17 protein-coding genes are annotated in these 17,908 nt (G+C 36.2%); 16 read left to right on the top strand and 1 reads right to left on the bottom strand.

Features of this window, described 5'->3' with window-relative positions; translation table 11 throughout:
• The first annotated feature begins 112 nt into the window (after positions 1-112).
• The 4 genes from HME9304_RS14465 to HME9304_RS14480 all read left to right on the top strand — a co-directional run bounded on the left by HME9304_RS14465 (position 113) and on the right by HME9304_RS14480 (position 4,284).
• Positions 113-1,018, top strand: coding sequence for a dihydrodipicolinate synthase family protein (locus HME9304_RS14465; RefSeq protein ID WP_112379256.1), 906 nt, complete (start codon positions 113-115; stop codon positions 1,016-1,018).
• Entirely contained in the window at positions 1,019-2,029 is a 1,011-nt protein-coding gene (locus tag HME9304_RS14470; protein ID WP_112379257.1) for a 4-hydroxyproline epimerase, read from the top strand.
• Position 2,030: 1 nt separating this feature from the next.
• Positions 2,031-3,281 carry an NAD(P)/FAD-dependent oxidoreductase gene (locus HME9304_RS14475; protein WP_112379258.1) on the top strand — a complete coding sequence of 417 codons (1,251 nt, stop codon included), beginning with the start codon at positions 2,031-2,033 and terminating at the stop codon, positions 3,279-3,281.
• Positions 3,282-3,363: 82 nt separating this feature from the next.
• A complete protein-coding gene (locus tag HME9304_RS14480) occupies positions 3,364-4,284 on the top strand; it encodes a hypothetical protein (protein ID WP_112379259.1) in 921 nt (306 codons plus the stop codon).
• Positions 4,285-4,567: 283 nt separating this feature from the next.
• On the opposite strand, the gene HME9304_RS14490 is transcribed toward HME9304_RS14480, so the two are convergent.
• A complete protein-coding gene (locus HME9304_RS14490) occupies positions 4,568-5,203 on the bottom strand; it encodes an alpha/beta hydrolase (protein WP_313789983.1) in 636 nt (211 codons plus the stop codon).
• A 71-nt stretch (positions 5,204-5,274) separates the two neighbouring features.
• On the opposite strand from HME9304_RS14490, the gene HME9304_RS14495 reads away from it, so the two are divergent.
• The 12 genes from HME9304_RS14495 to HME9304_RS14550 all read left to right on the top strand — a co-directional run bounded on the left by HME9304_RS14495 (position 5,275) and on the right by HME9304_RS14550 (position 17,901).
• A complete protein-coding gene (locus tag HME9304_RS14495; protein ID WP_112379260.1) occupies positions 5,275-5,697 on the top strand; it encodes a PaaI family thioesterase in 423 nt (140 codons plus the stop codon).
• A 49-nt stretch (positions 5,698-5,746) separates the two neighbouring features.
• Positions 5,747-6,739: a chorismate-binding protein gene (locus tag HME9304_RS14500; RefSeq protein ID WP_123877529.1), complete on the top strand. Its 993-nt coding sequence runs from the start codon at positions 5,747-5,749 to the stop codon at positions 6,737-6,739.
• 55 nt (positions 6,740-6,794) lie between these two features.
• Positions 6,795-8,534: a 2-succinyl-5-enolpyruvyl-6-hydroxy-3-cyclohexene-1-carboxylic-acid synthase gene (gene menD / locus HME9304_RS14505; RefSeq protein WP_112379262.1), complete on the top strand. Its 1,740-nt coding sequence runs from the start codon at positions 6,795-6,797 to the stop codon at positions 8,532-8,534.
• Positions 8,535-8,574: 40 nt separating this feature from the next.
• Positions 8,575-8,916, top strand: a complete 342-nt coding sequence (locus HME9304_RS14510; RefSeq protein WP_112379263.1) for a DUF2853 family protein — start codon at positions 8,575-8,577, stop codon at positions 8,914-8,916.
• 71 nt (positions 8,917-8,987) lie between these two features.
• Positions 8,988-9,818 carry a CvfB family protein gene (locus HME9304_RS14515; RefSeq protein WP_112379264.1) on the top strand — a complete coding sequence of 277 codons (831 nt, stop codon included), beginning with the start codon at positions 8,988-8,990 and terminating at the stop codon, positions 9,816-9,818.
• Positions 9,819-9,979: 161 nt separating this feature from the next.
• On the top strand, positions 9,980-10,579 hold the full coding sequence (locus tag HME9304_RS14520; protein ID WP_112379265.1) for an SPOR domain-containing protein: 600 nt from the start codon (positions 9,980-9,982) through the stop codon (positions 10,577-10,579).
• A gap of 13 nt (positions 10,580-10,592) precedes the next feature.
• A complete protein-coding gene (gene menA, locus HME9304_RS14525) occupies positions 10,593-11,489 on the top strand; it encodes a 1,4-dihydroxy-2-naphthoate octaprenyltransferase (RefSeq protein WP_112379266.1) in 897 nt (298 codons plus the stop codon).
• A gap of 33 nt (positions 11,490-11,522) precedes the next feature.
• On the top strand, positions 11,523-12,278 hold the full coding sequence (locus tag HME9304_RS14530; RefSeq protein WP_112379267.1) for a LytR/AlgR family response regulator transcription factor: 756 nt from the start codon (positions 11,523-11,525) through the stop codon (positions 12,276-12,278).
• A 493-nt stretch (positions 12,279-12,771) separates the two neighbouring features.
• Positions 12,772-14,733 (top strand): sensor histidine kinase, encoded by a 1,962-nt coding sequence (locus tag HME9304_RS14535; protein ID WP_112379268.1) that lies wholly within the window; start codon positions 12,772-12,774, stop codon positions 14,731-14,733.
• Between the two features lie 118 nt (positions 14,734-14,851).
• A complete protein-coding gene (locus HME9304_RS14540) occupies positions 14,852-15,892 on the top strand; it encodes an o-succinylbenzoate synthase (protein ID WP_112379269.1) in 1,041 nt (346 codons plus the stop codon).
• Between the two features lies 1 nt (position 15,893).
• On the top strand, positions 15,894-16,832 hold the full coding sequence (locus HME9304_RS14545) for a CPBP family intramembrane glutamic endopeptidase (protein ID WP_112379270.1): 939 nt from the start codon (positions 15,894-15,896) through the stop codon (positions 16,830-16,832).
• A complete protein-coding gene (locus HME9304_RS14550; RefSeq protein WP_112379850.1) occupies positions 16,813-17,901 on the top strand; it encodes an AMP-binding protein in 1,089 nt (362 codons plus the stop codon). The genes HME9304_RS14545 and HME9304_RS14550 overlap by 20 nt, the downstream gene beginning before the upstream one ends.
• Positions 17,902-17,908: the final 7 nt, after the last annotated feature.

Here is a 17,908-nt window from a genome sequence, read left to right on the forward strand (position 1 = left end):
CAAAATTTCCCAAAAATAATCAAAAGATAACTAAAGAAATGATATTGACCCGGTTTACTTTTTTGTACCCTTTTATGTATCTTTCAATTCAATATCAATCCTTATTCGATACATGAAAATAGAATGGAAAGGTGTAATGCCCGCAGTTACGACAAAATTCACAAAAGATGATAAACTGGACTTGGAGATGTTCTCGATAAACATTCAAGCCCAATTGGATGCAGGTGTACATGCCATAATATTAGGAGGGTCATTGGGCGAGGCAAGCACGTTGGAAAAAGAAGAAAAAAAAGCATTGATTGAACATACGGTGGACTTTGTCCAAGAAAAGGTTCCAGTTATAATGAACATTGCAGAAAAGACGACAAAAAATGCAATTCTTCCTGTTGAAAGTGCAGAGAACAATGGGGCATCCGGTCTAATGATTCTTCCTCCAATGCAATATAAGGCAACGGATCATGAAACACTGGCTTATTTTGATTCAATTGCTAAAAGTACTTCCCTTCCAATAATGATTTATAACAATCCTGTCGACTATAAGATTGAGGTGACACTAGATATGTTTGAGGAACTTCTAAAAAATAAAAACATACAAGCGGTAAAGGAATCAACGAGAGACCTTACCAACATTACCCGCATAAAGAACAGATTTGAAGAACGATTGAAAATTTTATGCGGTGTAGATACCCTGGCGATGGAAAGTCTTCTAATGGGCGCTGAAGGGTGGGTGGCAGGTCTGGTCTGTGCTTTCCCAAGAGAGACAGTTGCTATTTACGAGTTGGTAAAGGCGGGAAGGGTAGAAGAGGCTGCTAAAATTTACAGATGGTTTATGCCTTTATTGGAACTGGACATAAACCCACAATTGGTACAGAATATAAAATTGGCCGAGGTAGCCACTGGGATAGGAACGGAACCTGTGAGATTGCCAAGAATGCCCTTACAAGGAAAAGAGCGCAAAAGGGTACTTGCTATAATTGAACAAGGAGTGAGGACGAGACCTAAAATACCACTACTATAAATGGCTTCACATATTTTTGAATGTATAGATGCACATACTTGTGGAAACCCTGTTAGATTGATTGTCAAGGGCGGACCAAGGCTTGAAGGCAATACAATGGAGGAAAAGCGACAGCATTTTTTGCAGGAGTTTGATTGGATTCGTACAGGATTAATGTTTGAACCGCGTGGACATGATATGATGAGCGGAAGTATCCTTTATCCGCCCCATAATCCCGAAAATGATATCGCAGTTCTTTTTATTGAAACAAGCGGTTGCCTGCCCATGTGCGGCCATGGCACTATTGGAACTATAACAATTGCTTTGGAAAAAAATTTGTTTCAGCCCAAAATAAAGGGAAAAGTCAAAATGGAAACCCCGGCTGGTCTGGTGGAAATAGATTATTGCAAACCGAAAGATAAAGTGGAATGGGTAAAGTTGACCAATGTTAAAAGTTATCTGGCAGCTGAAAGCCTTACGATTAATTCTTCAAAATTGGGGGATTTATATTTTGATGTATCCTACGGCGGGAATTTTTATGCCATTGTCGATGTTCAAAAGAACTTCTCTGGAATTCATGATTATACTGCTAGTGAATTGATTCATTTGTCACAAGAAATACGTAAAAAGATCAATCGCAAATACCCCAACGAATTCATCCATCCAGAAAACTCGAATATAAACGGAATTACCCATATTCTTTGGACAGGAAATCCCATTGATAAAAGCTCACAGGGCAGGAATGCAGTTTTTTATGGCGAAAAGGCAATTGACCGATCTCCTTGTGGCACGGGAACCTCGGCAAGACTGGCGCAATTATTCACAAAAGGAGTATTGAAAATAGGCGAAGAATACGTACATGAGAGTTATATTGGTTCTAAATTTGTCGGGAAAATCGAAGCCGAAACAACCATCAAGCGTAAAATGGCCATCATCCCCAGTATTAAAGGTTGGGCTAAAATATACGGTACAAACACCATAACAATTGATACGGACGATGACCCCTACGCCTATGGATTTCAAGTAATATAAAATGAGCAAAAGTATATTAATTGTCGGGGGTGGTATCGTTGGTTTGTCCACTGCATATTTTCTACAAAAAGAAGGATACAAGGTCACCGTTGTGGATAAAAGCAATATTACTTCTGGAGCGTCATTTGTGAATGCAGGATACATAACCCCCAGCCATATTGTTCCCTTGGCGGCTCCGGGAATGATTTCCAAAGGCATCAAGTACATGTTTGACTCGTCCAGTCCTTTTTATATGAAACCAAGGTTGAATCTGGATTTCATGAGATGGGCATGGTATTTCAAAAAATCCTCAACAAAGGCCAAAGTTGAGAGGGCAATGCCCATTATTCGCGACATTAATTTGTTGAGCAGGGAACTTTACGAAAGCATAAAAACTTCTGGCGATTTGGGAGATTTCCATTTGGAGCGGAAAGGATTATTGATGCTTTATAAAACAGAAAAAGCTAGAGACCATGAAATGGAAATTGCCCAAAAAGCAGGTAATCTGGGTCTAGAAGTAAACTATTTGGATAGTACGGACCTACAAAATATAGAGCCTCACATTGAAGTGGATGCTTTAGGGGCTATCCATTATGAATGCGATGGCCATACAACCCCTTCACAATTTATGGAGCGTATGGTAGGCTATCTGCGGAAAGTGGGTGTCGATATAAAAACCAGTGAAGAGTTATTGGATGTGGAAATCAATACAGATAAAATTACTGGTATCGTAACGAATAAATCTTCCTATCAAGCAGATAACGTTGTATTTGCTGCGGGTTCATGGACTTCAGAATTATCTAAAAAATTGAATATTGACTTACCATTACAAGCAGGCAAGGGCTACAGAATAAATGTTGAGAACGCTACAAACATTGTTATGCCAGCTATTTTGATGGAAGCGAAAATGGCCGTCACCCCAATGATAGGATTTACACGTTTTGCAGGAACAATGGAATTTTCCGGAATCAATAAAATAATACGAAAAGAACGTGTTGAGGCCATTGCAAAAGGTGCAGAGCGCTATTATAAAGGGCTTAAGATTTCGGACGAAGATAAAACTAATGCGCAATGTGGGTTGAGGCCAGTAACACCGGATGGATTACCTTATATTGGAAAATCCCAACAATATGGGAACCTTATTTTTGCGACTGGTCATGCAATGATGGGATGGAGTTTGGGACCTGCTACGGGCAAATTGATTTCCGAGATGATTTCAGAAAAGAAATTATCCATGGATATTACTCCTTTTAATCCCCAGAGAAAATTTTAATTGGAGTTTTCCTTTAAATTAATTTCAACTTTAGGGTTACTTTTATTTTTTTAATTGCCTCATTTAGAAGTAATTTTGCAGTATGGTAAAAAATTACGGTACATTTCTTTCTTTTTTCTTTCTTCTTACAACTGTATTGCAGTCGCAAGAAATACAAATATTTACCGTAGAGGATTTTGATCTAAAAGGGAAGGTAAAGACATGCTTGGTAATTACCGATTATGGTAAAGAACTTTTTGAGTTCAATGAGAATGGATATTTGGCAAAAACAGTAACCCAGTACAATGATACCGACCAAGATATTACCTATTACAAATATAGTAATGGTGAATTATTGGAAAAGCGCATGGAAAGCTACAAAAACAATGTTTTGGACGCTTCTACTTCAATGGCGAACTTCTACACTATAGATACAGTTCCACAAAGAAAAATATTGGAAAAAATCATTTCTTATGACAAGGAGTTTTTGGAACAACAAGAGTATCAATACGACGACAAAAACAGGCTGACCAAAATTGTTACATCGAATGAAGATGGGGTTGACGAAACTACTGTTGAATATACACCCTACAAAAATGAACTTACAATCAGTTTCTTCTTTAATTCAGTTATAGAAAAATCAATAAGGACCTCCAAAAGACAGGGGAAAAATGGAACCCAAAAAGTCGTGCTCACTAAGGAGTATATTGATGGAGAGCCGAATAGGGCCGTTGAGGAGATTTACAATGCAGATGATAAACTGGTTTCCAAAGAAGTTTTTAGGCACAGTATGGACCAGAAGAAATTTGTAATGGAACAAAAGTTATTTTATTCCTATGATTCAGATGGCATGTTGAATAAGATTACTACAAAAACAAAAAATTCAGAAGCTGTTGAAGAGTACATCTTTCAGTTTGATAGTAGCGAAGAAAAAAACTGGATCAAGCAAATCATTACTCCGAACAATACGTACACTACGCGTAAAATAACCTACTATATTGATGATGAAACTGAAGAGGGATAGAGTTTTTATCGAGTTTAATAGTTTGGTAAGTTTTTGCTTATCACCATTTTTTTAAAAAACTAAAATTTTACTGGTTTTCTGTTGGGTATTTTTTTTATTCCTATGCTCATATCTACTATTTCCCGTATGAAAAAACCTTATATATTTTATAGGCCTATCTTCATTTAATGCATTTTTACGTTTTGATTTTGCAACATATCCCATAAGTTCCCGTATAAATCTTTAAAAACGACCATGGTTCCATAACTTTCTTTCCTTGGTTTTTCTTTGGGATACCATAAATTTATGCTAGCGTTCGTACAATCTCTGGTCTCATTTCATGCCCACCATTAAAAGTGATGATTTCTGCATTTCCCTGAAAAAGTTTTGAGATTTTCATTTCTTCATGCTTTAGTTTCTCTGTGTTCAAGTATTCATCCTGGTCACCATAAATCACTTTTATTTTGGTGAAATCCCAATCCAAATATTCAAAATCTTTCATTTCCAATTCGTTGGGAATGCCTCCCGCATATAAAACCAAGGTTTTACATTTAAATTTCCTTCTTGTCATCCACCTAGTGGAGATAGATACGCCTTGTGAGAATCCAAATAGGATGAGGTTTGAATCACTGGTAATCTGTTCCATTTCAAGAACAGCATCCAAGTAGTTGAGCAAATTATCGGTATCCATTAATGTATTTTCTTTTGTTAGCCAACTTGCACCTACATATTTGTACTCGTTCTTTAAATAATATTTGGATGGCGCCTGTGGTGCTATGATATAATTTTCCAAAGCGTTGAGGCTTTCAAAATATTTGATGAAATATTTGCTCAAATATCCGATACCATGAAAGACAATCCATATGTTTTTTGTCTTTGCAGATTTGATGTTTAAGGTAGCGTACGTATTTTGCGTAGTATATGATACTGTTTTTTCCATATAAAATATGCTGTTTACCAATTTGGTTCGGTATTGATGAACCTTTACGTAATTTTACAAAAAAATGAAGGATGAATGAACATAAAGAGAAAATTCTATCCGTATGCAATGGTATCTGCAAAGGGACTTTGATGGAAACCCTGGATATTAGTTATGTAGACGTAGGGGACAACTTTTTGGTGGCAAGAATGCCAGTTACCCCAAAAGTGCATCAACCTGATGGTGTGTTACATGGCGGCGCATCCGTTGCTTTGGCGGAGAGTGTTGGTAGTGCAGCTTCTTATATTTTTCTGGATGGACAGGAGTTTTATGTTAGGGGAATAGAGATTGCTGCAAATCATGTTAAGGGTATACGTGAAGGATATGTTTATGCCAAAGCTTCAATCATTCACAAAGGAAGAACAACGCAACTGTGGGAAATAAAAGTTACAAATGAAAAGGGTGATTTAATTTCCAACTGTAAATTGACTACAATTGCCTTACCAAAAAAATAAAAACTTTTACAGACTTCTTCAAAAAGTTGACGCATGTCTAAAAACGGGAATGCCATTTTCTATTTATAGAAAACCTTTGGAAAATAAAGTAAAAGGTGTTTTTCAATCTGGCGACAAACTTAAAACAGCAATCAATTTTGAAGAGAAAGGATTTGTTTTCGCCCCATTTGATGACAATGGAGCCATTGTTTTGATAAAGGCCGATGAATTGGCAGAAGTTGATTTTCTTCCTGAAACCAAAAATATTTATACAGAAGTTGAACTTAAAGATTCAGGAAAGGATTTTCACATTGAACTTATCAAAAAAGGCTTGAATGAAATTAAGGAAGGCTCCCTGAAGAAAGTTGTTTTATCACGAAAAATTTCAAGGCCAGTTTCGAGTTCTCCTTCGCTAATTTTTAAAAACCTTTTGGAGCGTTATCAAAATGCCTTCTGTTACTTGTTTTTTCATCCGCAAATAGGAGTTTGGTGCGGGGCCACGCCAGAAACTTTGGTTCAAATTAAAGACAGACAATTGCGTACAATGGCTTTGGCGGCAACATTGCCAATAAAAGAAAGCTCGTCACCTGGTTGGGGAAGTAAAGAATTCGAAGAGCAAGCTATGGTTACGCGATATATAAAAGAGACATTGGGAAGCAGTTTGGAAAGTATTGATATTGGCGAATTGGAATCAGTAAAGGCTGGGAAACTTTGGCATTTAAAATCAACGATAAGTGGAATTTTATCTGAAAAAACCTCAATAAAACAGGTAATCGATAGCTTGCACCCAACTCCTGCAGTTTGTGGGATACCTAGCAAAGAAGCAAAGTCTTTTATCAAAAATAATGAGGGTTACGAGCGTACCTTTTACACGGGTTTTCTGGGCGAATTAGATTTGGAAAAAAAACGAAATATTGATTTGTTCGTGAACTTGCGCTGTATGAAAATATGTGACGGCATGGCTTCCATTTTTGTTGGCGGGGGAATAACCTCGGCCTCAGAACCGGAAAGTGAATGGACCGAAACCCAGAACAAAAGCAAAACAATGCTTTCTATCATTTAATTTGATACTTCATAATGTGCGAAGAATATATTTTTGATACGTATTTTTGTTTTCCATGATGTATTCGGATATTCCCTCGGCACAAACTCTTGTTCTATACTTTAAATCTAGGGGAATTAAAAATATTGTGACTTCACCGGGGTCAAGAAATGCTCCGCTGACCATCAGCTTTTCAAAAAATCCGTTTTTTAAATCCTACAGTATTGTTGATGAAAGGTGTGCGGCTTTCTTTGCTTTGGGCATGGCGCAACAGTTACGCGAACCTGTGGCTGTAATCTGTACATCCGGTAGTGCACTTTTAAACTATTATCCCGCAGTTGCAGAAGCATTTTATAGTGATATCCCCTTGGTCATTGTATCGGCGGACAGACCTAGCTATAAAATCGATGTCGGAGATGGTCAAACCATTCGACAAAAGAACATTTTTGATGCACATATTGGCTATTCTGCCAATTTAAAACAAGATATCACACATGCAGTAGATGCGGTTCAATTTTTTGACAATGGATACGGAAAAGAAACCCAAGAAGACATTCAAAAGTATAACCAAGAAAAAATTGCACAGGCTTTAGCAATTGCGATTCACGAGAATTCCCCGGTCCATATCAATATTCCTTTTGAAGAACCGCTGTATGGAACTGTAGAAAATCTGGACGTGGCAATTAATGTTTCAGAAAATTTTGTTGATAAACATAACGAAATAGAGAATTGGGAAGAGTTTATATCCATTTGGAACAACCATGACCGCAAAATGGTTTTAGTGGGCGTAAATAACCCTGACACAATTAAAAAAGAGGTTATAGAAGAATTGGCAAATGATAGTAGTGTTTTGGTTTTTACCGAAACTACTTCCAATCTTCACCATCCAAACTTTTTCCCCAGTATAGATAGCATCATAGCGCCCATTGAAAAATCCGATGACCGTCAAGAACTTTTTGCGGAGCTTCAACCTGATGTATTGGTAACTTTCGGTGGAATGATTGTTTCCAAAAAAATAAAGGCTTTCTTAAGAACATATCCACCCAAATTTCATTGGCATATCGATACGAAAAAAGCCTATGACACTTTTTTTTGTTTAAGGGAGCATGTAAAAATGGCGCCAAGTTCTTTTTTTAAAACACTTTACACTTCAAAATTGGTAGTCAAAAGCAACTATCAAAAACATTGGGCCAAGATAAAGGAAGTTTATGAAGCTAAACGAGAAGAATATTTGGGACAGATTGGTTTTTCAGACTTCATGGCTTTCAATCAAATACAAAAAGCAATCCCAAAGAAATATCAGGTTCATTTGGCCAATAGCTCTACCGTTAGATATACCCAGTTATTTCCCATGGATGAATCTTTAAAAGTATATTGTAATCGCGGAACAAGTGGAATAGATGGTAGCACCTCTACTGCAATTGGAGCGTCGATTAATTTTGAGCAGCCTACTTTGCTGATTACGGGCGATTTAAGCTTTTTTTACGATAGCAATGGACTTTGGAACAATTACATAAGGCCGGATTTTCGAATAATACTCATTAACAATTCTGGCGGAGGTATTTTTAGGATTTTGCCAGGTAAAGAAAATACTGAAGCGTTTGCTACCTTTTTTGAGACAGCACATCAACTTACGGGCGAGCATTTAGCCAAGATGTTCGATTTTGAATATTTAAAAGTTACAGATGAACAACAGCTTAGTGACTGCATTCCAGATTTTTATGAGGCTTCAAAAAAACCTAAAATATTGGAAATAGCTACACCACAAACCCAGAACGACAAAATTTTGCTTACTTACTTTGATTTTATATCTTAGAAGCTAAGTTAATTTTTAACACTATAGAACACTAACAACCATGAGTAAAAGAGATGAATTAATTGAAAAGTATGCTGCTGACATTAAGGAAAAATTTGGTGAAGATCCAGATATGGACCTATTGACCAAAGTCGCTGTTGGATTAGGCCCTGCTATCTATAACTTGGATGCCTCCAAAGTTTCAGGATCTTCCGAAAAAGAGCTGGAGACTGTAAAGAATAACTTCTTGGTTAAAAAATTGGGTCTTTCAGATAGCCCTTCTTTAATGGATGCCATTAATAGTGTAATCGACAAATATGGAAGATCGGACAAGAACAAGCACCGTGCGGTTATTTATTATATGCTGGCAAAGCATTTTAACAAAGAAGCCGTTTATAAATAAATATCAATATATTATTAGAGCCGCTTTTTAGCGGCTTTTTTTATACTCATATTTCACATTACTTTTGCCACATGATAGAATTGGGAAATTACAATACATTAAAAGTCCTTAGGAGTACCAGTGTAGGATTATTTTTGGGCGATGATGAGGATACAGAAATTCTACTTCCCAACAAATATGTTCCGGAAAATTTTCAGATAGATGATGATTTAAGGGTCTTCTGTTATTTGGATAGCAGTGAAAGACCAGTCGCTACTACACTTGAACCACTCATAGTTCGCAATGGTTTTGCTTTTTTAAAAGTAGTCGAGGTTGGGCCATATGGTGCATTTTTAGATTGGGGCTTAGAAAAGAATTTACTTGTGCCTTTTAGGGAACAAGCGGTTGAAATGGAAGAAGGAAAAAAATACATTGTTCATTGTTATTTGGACGAAGAAACTTTTAGGTTGACAGGTTCCAGCAGAATAAAAAGATTTTTATCCAATGAAAATTTTGATATTGATTTAAACAGCGAAGTGAATCTACTGGTAAGTAGAAAAACACCGTTGGGTTGGGAAGCAATAATCGAAAATAAATACAAAGGATTGATTTTTGAAAGCGATGTTTTTAAATCTATTGCTGTGGGGAACGAGCTAAAAGGATATATCAAAAATGTTCGTCCAGACCATAAAATAGACATTTCCCTTCAGCCCATCGGAGCCAAAATGTTGGAACCTACAGCTAAATTGATTTTTGAAAAATTGAAGGAACAGAACGGGTTTTTGGCCTTGCACGATAAATCTTCTCCAGAAGCAATCAAAAACGGCTTACAACTGAGCAAGAAGTCATTCAAAAAAGCTATTGGAACACTCTACAAAGAACGAAAAATAGCAATCAAGGATGACGGAATATATTTATTGTAATTAAATTCCCTCAATACTATTTTAAAAATGGTACTAATCTGAAATATTTAATAAGGTTAATTTTTTTCTTACTACAAAAATTTTACATTTGTAGAAATCGTATATTAACTTATTGAGATTTACGCTTTTAGACAAATATCAATAAACTCAACCCACCTAATATGCCTTTTATTGAAGAGAGTGATTTACTGGATCTGCACAAGGACGTTGACAAGGCCCAAATTATTAATGAAAGACTTTTGGACCAAATAAAGTTCAAGAATAAGGATTTGAACAAGGTAAAGTTGCAACGTAACATACTACTTGGTGTTACTGCACTTTTTGTAATAAGCATTTTGGCGATAACTTCTTTCACTGCTGGCCTTAGTAGCAAGAACTCATTCGAAAATCAAAATAATCTATTGGTTTCCATCGACAGCTTGGATGCAATCAAGAATAGAATCGATAATTTAAGACTACAAAATGAAGAGTTAAGTTTGGTAAAGGAATTTTACCTTGCAAAAGCTTTTTTGGATAAGGAAACTATTTATTCCGTTCAAGTTAAATCTTTTGTTGATAATAATATGACCTTGGCATCTGAAGCATTGACAAACACATTATTTGTTAAAACAAATCCTTTTTACGCATATTCACTGGGTACTTTTGAGACTTTGGACGAAGCCCAATCATTTAGAAAACAATTGGTCGATATGGGTTTTAAGGATGCTTTTGTAGCTTCTTACCAAGATGGAAAAAGAGTCAAAATAGAAGACCCGTTCTAATTTGGCTGCTTTAATGGCTTGGGTACAAGCTGCAAGATTGCGAACATTGCCATTATCCTTATCAGGAATAATAGTTGGTTCTGCGTTGGCAAGAAAACAAGGTTTCTTCGACATTTCAATATTTGTTTTGGCCATACTTACTACGATCGGATTTCAAATCACTTCCAATTTTGCAAATGATTACGGGGATGGCACTAAAGGAGTCGATAATGAGGATAGGGTAGGACCGGCAAGAGTTTTACAAAGCGGATTGCTAACACCTTCAAAACTTAGGCAGGGCATTATAATTTCAGTAATTATTAGCATGCTGCTCGCTATCGGGCTTATCTATATATCTTTTAAGGGGGAAAGCTTTGCATATATTCTTGTATTCTTTGTGTTGGGCACCTTTAGTATTTGGGCGGCAATAAAGTACACCATGGGTTCCAATCCTTATGGATATAAAGGCCTTGGTGATATTTTTGTGTTCCTGTTCTTTGGTTTACTTGGCGTTTTGGGCAGTATGTTTCTATATACTAAATCATTGGATTTGGTTTCAGTGTTACCAGCCGTATCCATTGGATTGTTATGCGTTGGCGTACTCAACTTAAATAATTTAAGGGACGTTTTTTCAGATAAAAAATACGGCAAGAATACTTTGGTCGTCAAAATGGGATTCGAAAATGGCAAATACTATCATTCCTCTTTACTATTAATATCCTTTTTATGTCTACTCAGCTATGCTTGGCTTGATGTAAGTGATATATTGCGTTCATTCTACTTGCTGGCTTTCGTACCAATTTTCATCCATTTAAAGAAAGTCAGGGACACCAAGGAGCCTTTCAAATTGGACGGAGAGCTTAAAAAGTTGGCACTCAGCACTTTTCTTCTCTCTGTTTTATTTTATTTAACAGTTAATAATTTTTTGTAATTTTGATAGGCAACATACTAAACCTTTCAAAACTTGGAACAACCCATTAAAATTCTTATTGTAGAGGACAATGTAATTATTGCAGATGACATGCAATCCATGCTAGAAGAGATAGGTTATGAGATTGTTGACAACGTAATAGTGTATGAACAAGCTGTTGAGGTTTTAAAGAACAACCAGGTAGACCTTGTGCTCATCGACATTATCCTTGCCTCTGATAAAACAGGCATAGACCTTGGAAAACATATTAGGGAAGCTTATAACATTCCATTTATTTTTGTTACCTCCAATTCAGATAGAGCCACTGTTGAAAATGCCAAAACAGTAAAGCCAGACGGTTATTTGGTAAAGCCTTTTGAGCAGCAGGATTTATATACCTCAATAGAAATCGCTCTTTCAAACTTCAATTATTCAAAGAAAGAGAATAGTAAAGAAATTGCGGGTACAGAAGGTGATGCTTTTACCTCGAATTCTGTTTTGAAGGATTCCATTTTTGTAAAAAAACAACATCTATATTACAGGATACAGTTTGGTGATATCCAATTTATAAAAGCAGACAATGTTTATTTGGAGGTGAATACCGTCGATAAGAAATTCTTGGTGCGTTCACCGTTAAAAGACTATTTGGAAAAATTACCCAAAAACAAGTTCTATAGGGCCCATAAATCCTATATCGTTAATGTGGACCATATAGACGCGATCAACTCAAAAGATATAATGATAAACAATAATTTAATTCCTATTTCAAAGGATTTCAAAGAGTTTATTATTTCTTCTATGAACAGCTAGTAGATGTTGTTGAAATAATATAAAATATTAAGGTGCCGGAAGGCACCTTTTTTTATTATCGATATGTTTTAAGCAGAAAACCACAACTTTGACCAACTTCACAACAATATTTTTACTGTTCCAAAGCATGCATATACTTTAGCAGTGTAAATAATTCAGAAAGTAATTTTTTCATTTTCATATAGTGTTCTCGTAAAAGAGTCTTGTCAAATTTGACAGGACTTTTTTTATGTTTTTAAATAATAGGCATGATTGAATGTCCATGAAATACACAAAACATCGACAAAAGGCTATTTCACATATGGTTATATAATTTTCACAACAGAAATATGCACTTTCACAACAATACTGAACAAATCCATCAGATTGGATTTAATTTTGTGGATAAAGCTGCGTTATCAATATATAACCTTTAAGATATAGGATAAGGGGCTAAAAATAGAATACGAATATAAATCCATTGTTTCCTATATAATTATCGCTTATAAAATTAATGATACACAACCTCAAAAATGTTTTATCCATACTGTGTTTTCTCTTTTTATTGGTTGTGTCGGCACAGTCAGAAGAAGGTGAGGAAACTACTTCATTAAAACAGTTCCAAAATACCAATACTCCCCAAGAGCGATTCAATTTTTTTTTCAATGCTATTGATAGATATAATGTGAATTCAGCCTATGATTGGCTCGACACTATTAAGATTTATCTCTCCAATGCCCAAAAAACCAATGATACTTTGGCCTCAAAATTATATAGGGTAATGCAAACCCAGGTATATAATGATTTGGGGGAATATGATAAGAGTACCACACTTGCCAAAGAACTTTACGCTTCCAAGGATTCATTGGATTCTACTTCAAGAAGAATTGTATTAAATGTTTTGGATGATAATTATGCAAATCTGCAGTTGTTCGACAAACAAATAGAGATACGAAAGGAGAAAAGGGAACTGGGTTTAACGGAAAATGTTGCATTCTACGATATTTATAGCAATTTAGGATTGCATAGAAAAGCTAGAAACCAATACATAATGGAAGTAAAGCCGACCATTGCCGATAATGATTCTTATGGTTTGGCAAAATATCACAGTAAAGTAGGGAACTATCTAAGGCTGGATAACTCTGCACCGACAGCACTAAGCGAGCTTAAAAAGGCAAAAGCTTATTTAGATGTGTTCATAAACGATATCTCAATACAAAAAACAGAAGAACAACTTTTTCAAAGTGATTTATTAAAAGCTGAAATAGAAGGTAACATTGGTAAATGTCACGTTCTTCTTAATGAGTACGAAGAGGCGATTCCACTTCTTGAAAACAGTATCGAGGTTCTAAAAACATCACCAAACAACAACTATAGAGGTGAAGTTATTGAAAATACCCTATACCTGGCAGATGCCAATCTACAACTGGAAAGATTTTTCAAGGCCAAAAAAAACTTGGACATCGATTTTGATAATATGGGCACGCTACAGAACATTAAACGAAATAGTTTGTTGGCTGCCTATTATGATAGGGTCGAAAATTTTAAAAATGCTGCTACCTACTATAAACGTAACGAGCGAATCAAAGATTCCTTAAACGAAAAACAGTCGTCCATCATAAAACAGCAGTTGGTAACGATAGTCGCCAATGAAGACCTGGAGAATTCCCAACGTCTAATAGATGAGCAGAAAAAAATCAACGAGCTGGCCCGTAATGAAATGAAAGCCAAGGATGAACGAATCAATTTAGTATTCATTTCATTAATTTTCACATTATTGGGCTTTGCAGGTTTGGTCTACGCTTATCTTAAGAGTATAAAAAACCAACGTTTGATCGCTGATCAGAAGTACATTATAGAAAACGCACTTGTTGAAAAGGATTCTTTACTTAAGGAAATTCATCATAGAGTAAAAAATAACCTGCAAATGGTTTCCAGCCTTTTAAGCCTACAAACCAAGAACACCCGTAGCAAAGCTGCCATAGTCGCTTTGGAAGAAGGCAAGAGCAGGGTAAAGGCCATGGCACTGATTCATCAAAAGCTTTACCAGAATGATGATTTATCTGTTATAGAGATGCAGGGTTATATAGAAAGTCTTATAAACAGTGTACAATCCGTTTATAAAAAAGGAGGACATAATATCAGTATTACCATAGATGCCGAAGGAACAGAATTGGACATAGATCGTGCAATTCCTTTTGGACTGATTTTAAATGAACTGGTATCCAACTCCTTTAAATATGCGTTTCCTGAAAATGACGAGAACGGGAAAATATATATTCATCTCCGTAAAAATGGTGATCAGGGCTATTTTGAATATACGGATAATGGCGTAGGGCTTCCTGAAGATACCGAAGAACGTACACATTCTTCAATGGGCATACGCTTAATGAACAGGCTCGTAAATCAATTGCAATCCAAACTGAATATTGATAAAGAGAGCGAAGGCGTACGCTTTTGGTTCAATTTTAATTAATCGGATTGCGTAATTTTTCCAATACTAAACTTTTGAAAGTAGTGTTCAGCATTTTGTGAGATACTTTTTTAGCAACTCTTATTTAGTTTTAAAATATAACTAAATTTGAGACCATTGGATGAAAGCTACCTATAAAAAGCATATACTAAATTTTAAAAAGCCCAGCGGCACTTCACGCGGAATTATGACCCAGAAAGAGACTTGGTTTCTCTTGTTGGATAGTAATGGTAAATATGGAATAGGGGAGTGCGGAATGTTAAAGGGATTGAGTATAGATGATGTGCCTGAATACGAATCGAAACTTTCGTGGACTTGTAATAACATACATTTGGGCAAGACAGCACTACTGAGGCAACTGGTAGGATTCCCGTCGATTCAATTTGGTCTTGAACAGGCATTTTTATCATTAAAATCTGATAATCCTTTTATATTATACCCTTCAAAATTTATTGCGAACGAATCCCCGATTGCGATAAACGGTCTTATCTGGATGGGCAATGAAGCCTTTATGCTTGCACAAGTAGAACAAAAATTGGCGCAAGGTTTCAAATGTATCAAAATGAAGATTGGTGCCATTGATTTTCAAACTGAACTTGGTATGCTAAGGTCTATTCGCTCTAGATTCACCGCAGATGAAATAGAACTGCGTGTTGATGCGAACGGGGCATTTTCCAAAGATGGGGCATTAAACAAACTTAAACAGCTATCCGAATATAAAATACATTCCATTGAGCAGCCCATTAAACAAAACAATTGGGAAACAATGGCAGAGCTATGTCAAACTACACCTTTGCCCATAGCTTTGGATGAGGAACTTATTGGTATACACAGTGTAACAAAAAAGCAAGAATTACTACAAACCATACGGCCACAGTACATCATATTAAAACCTAGTTTAATAGGGGGGTATGCCTCCAGTCAAGAATGGATTGATATAGCTAAAAAATTTGGGATAGGTTGGTGGATAACCAGCGCTTTGGAGAGCAATGTAGGCCTTAATGCCATAGCGCAGTGGACCTTCACCTTAAAATCAAAAATGCCCCAAGGCTTGGGTACTGGGAGCTTGTTCATAAACAACATTGACAGTCCTTTGGATGTCGCCGATGGAAAACTTTTTTATAGAAAAACCAAAAACTGGGAAATAGACTTAATAAATTAATATGTATATAGAACAAGGGTATAAAGGAAATATAGGGATTTGGAAATATTTTATCATTCCATTGGCATTCATGGGCTTTATGGTAATCAATTATATTCTCACCATAAACTCTCCGGTAAGCATTGAAGATACCATGCAACAATTAATTGATCAATTAGGTTCCAATATTGTATTGATTATTTTGTTGGTCCCATTGGCAGTAGGCCTTTTTGTGGTTTTAGGTTGGACATGGCTTGTTCACCAACAATCGATCACTTCGCTGACAACATCAAGAAAAAAAATCGATTGGAAACGTATTTTTTTTGCATTTACCCTTTGGGGCGGCTTAACTATTCTCCTAACTGCCCTTGATATATATTTTTCTCCAGATGACTATGTTCTCAATTTTGATTTAAAAAAGTTTTTGATATTGGCTTTCATCGGAATTTTGTTGATACCATTGCAAACAAGTTTTGAGGAATATTTATTTCGGGGGCATATGATGCAAGGATTGGGGATTTTGGCAAAGAACCGTTGGGTTCCCCTAGTAGTGACCTCAATTTTATTCGGCATTATGCATATTGCTAATCCAGAAGTAGAAAAACTAGGTTATGGTATCATGATTTTTTATATAGGTACAGGTTTTTTTCTTGGCATTTTGACATTGATGGACGAGGGATTGGAGTTAGCACTCGGTTTTCATGCTGCCAATAACCTGATTACTGCTTTGTTGGTCACTGCGGAATGGACCGCTTTTCAGACCAATTCCATATATAAAGACATTTCGGAACCTGTTTTAGGTTGGGATGTTCTTATTCCTGTTTTTATCATATTTCCAATCTTGTTATTTGTTTTTTCCAAAAAATACAATTGGAGAAATTGGAAAGAAAAATTATTTGGACGTGTAATGACCAAAGAAGAATTTGTAGCCCTCAATGAAAATGAATCCAACGTGGCGTAAAATACATACAGATTTTAAGTTAAACGGGGTTCCATGTTCCCATGCGGAATTATCGGAAATCGGATACAGCCTAATCAAAGAAGGTCAGGTTTTCGAGAATTCGATAGGTGACTTTTTATTGGATTGGATAAGTGATACACCAACAGTCAACGTCTTCACTTCGGGTTCAACTGGGAATCCAAAGAAAATTACGCTTAAGAAAGCGCACATGGTAAATTCTGCACAGGCTACAGGAGAATATCTTGGTTTAAAAGCTGGTGACACTTCCTTACTTTGCCTGCCCTGTTCGAGTATAGCAGGTAAAATGATGCTGGTCAGAGCTATGGTCTTGGGTTTGGAACTTGACTATGTGGAACCATCGGCAACGCCATTGGCATTTACCCGTAAACCGTATGATTTTGTAGCACTGGTTCCCCTACAGGCTGAAAAATCACTAACACAGCTTTCTCAAATCAATACTATTATAATTGGTGGCGCACCTATATCCACTTCCCTTCGAAAAGCTTTGGAGCAATCTGTGAGTACTGTTTTTGAGACTTATGGCATGACCGAAACCATTACCCATATTGCAATGAAAAAAATTGGTAGTGCCCAAGTCAAGTCGAGCGCAGTCGAGACTTATTTTGAAACATTGCCCAATATATCGGTCTATCAAGATGCTAGGGACTGCTTGGTGATAAATGCCCCCAAAATCTCCGATAGTAAAATCGTAACCAATGATATTGTGGAGTTATTGAATGATTCAAAGTTTAAATGGTTGGGCAGGTACGATTCCATAATCAATTCGGGCGGTATCAAATTAATTCCGGAACAGATTGAAGAGAAATTATCCCACCTAATTGGACATCGCTTTTTTATTGCTGGTATCCCAGATGAATCCTTAGGGCAAAAATTGATATTGATTGTGGAAGATATATCGACCGATAATCAAGACCTATTTCATAAAATAAAAGCTTTAGAAGGGTTTGGAAAGTATGAAATTCCAAAGGAAATCTACAGCCTTCAACCTTTTGTTGAAACTCCCAGCGGTAAAATAGATCGAAAAAAAACACTACTTGAAATAAGTTAAGTTTCGT

It is taken from the genome of Flagellimonas maritima (assembly GCF_003269425.1).
In the GTDB taxonomy this organism is placed as follows: Bacteria; Bacteroidota; Bacteroidia; order Flavobacteriales; family Flavobacteriaceae; genus Flagellimonas; species Flagellimonas maritima.

Excerpts from the sequence above, each read along its gene's own strand:
- HME9304_RS14465 (WP_112379256.1), top strand. The coding sequence starts at position 113 with ATGAAAATAGAATGGAAAGGTGTAATGCCCGCAGTTACGACAAAATTC.
- HME9304_RS14470 (WP_112379257.1), top strand. The coding sequence starts at position 1,019 with ATGGCTTCACATATTTTTGAATGTATAGATGCACATACTTGTGGAAAC.
- HME9304_RS14475 (WP_112379258.1), top strand. The coding sequence starts at position 2,031 with ATGAGCAAAAGTATATTAATTGTCGGGGGTGGTATCGTTGGTTTGTCC.
- HME9304_RS14480 (WP_112379259.1), top strand. The coding sequence starts at position 3,364 with ATGGTAAAAAATTACGGTACATTTCTTTCTTTTTTCTTTCTTCTTACA.
- HME9304_RS14490 (WP_313789983.1), bottom strand. The coding sequence starts at position 5,203 with ATGGAAAAAACAGTATCATATACTACGCAAAATACGTACGCTACCTTA.
- HME9304_RS14495 (WP_112379260.1), top strand. The coding sequence starts at position 5,275 with ATGAATGAACATAAAGAGAAAATTCTATCCGTATGCAATGGTATCTGC.
- HME9304_RS14500 (WP_123877529.1), top strand. The coding sequence starts at position 5,747 with ATGCCATTTTCTATTTATAGAAAACCTTTGGAAAATAAAGTAAAAGGT.
- menD (WP_112379262.1), top strand. The coding sequence starts at position 6,795 with ATGATGTATTCGGATATTCCCTCGGCACAAACTCTTGTTCTATACTTT.
- HME9304_RS14510 (WP_112379263.1), top strand. The coding sequence starts at position 8,575 with ATGAGTAAAAGAGATGAATTAATTGAAAAGTATGCTGCTGACATTAAG.
- HME9304_RS14515 (WP_112379264.1), top strand. The coding sequence starts at position 8,988 with ATGATAGAATTGGGAAATTACAATACATTAAAAGTCCTTAGGAGTACC.
- HME9304_RS14520 (WP_112379265.1), top strand. The coding sequence starts at position 9,980 with ATGCCTTTTATTGAAGAGAGTGATTTACTGGATCTGCACAAGGACGTT.
- menA (WP_112379266.1), top strand. The coding sequence starts at position 10,593 with ATGGCTTGGGTACAAGCTGCAAGATTGCGAACATTGCCATTATCCTTA.
- HME9304_RS14535 (WP_112379268.1), top strand. The coding sequence starts at position 12,772 with ATGATACACAACCTCAAAAATGTTTTATCCATACTGTGTTTTCTCTTT.
- HME9304_RS14540 (WP_112379269.1), top strand. The coding sequence starts at position 14,852 with ATGAAAGCTACCTATAAAAAGCATATACTAAATTTTAAAAAGCCCAGC.
- HME9304_RS14545 (WP_112379270.1), top strand. The coding sequence starts at position 15,894 with ATGTATATAGAACAAGGGTATAAAGGAAATATAGGGATTTGGAAATAT.
- HME9304_RS14550 (WP_112379850.1), top strand. The coding sequence starts at position 16,813 with ATGAATCCAACGTGGCGTAAAATACATACAGATTTTAAGTTAAACGGG.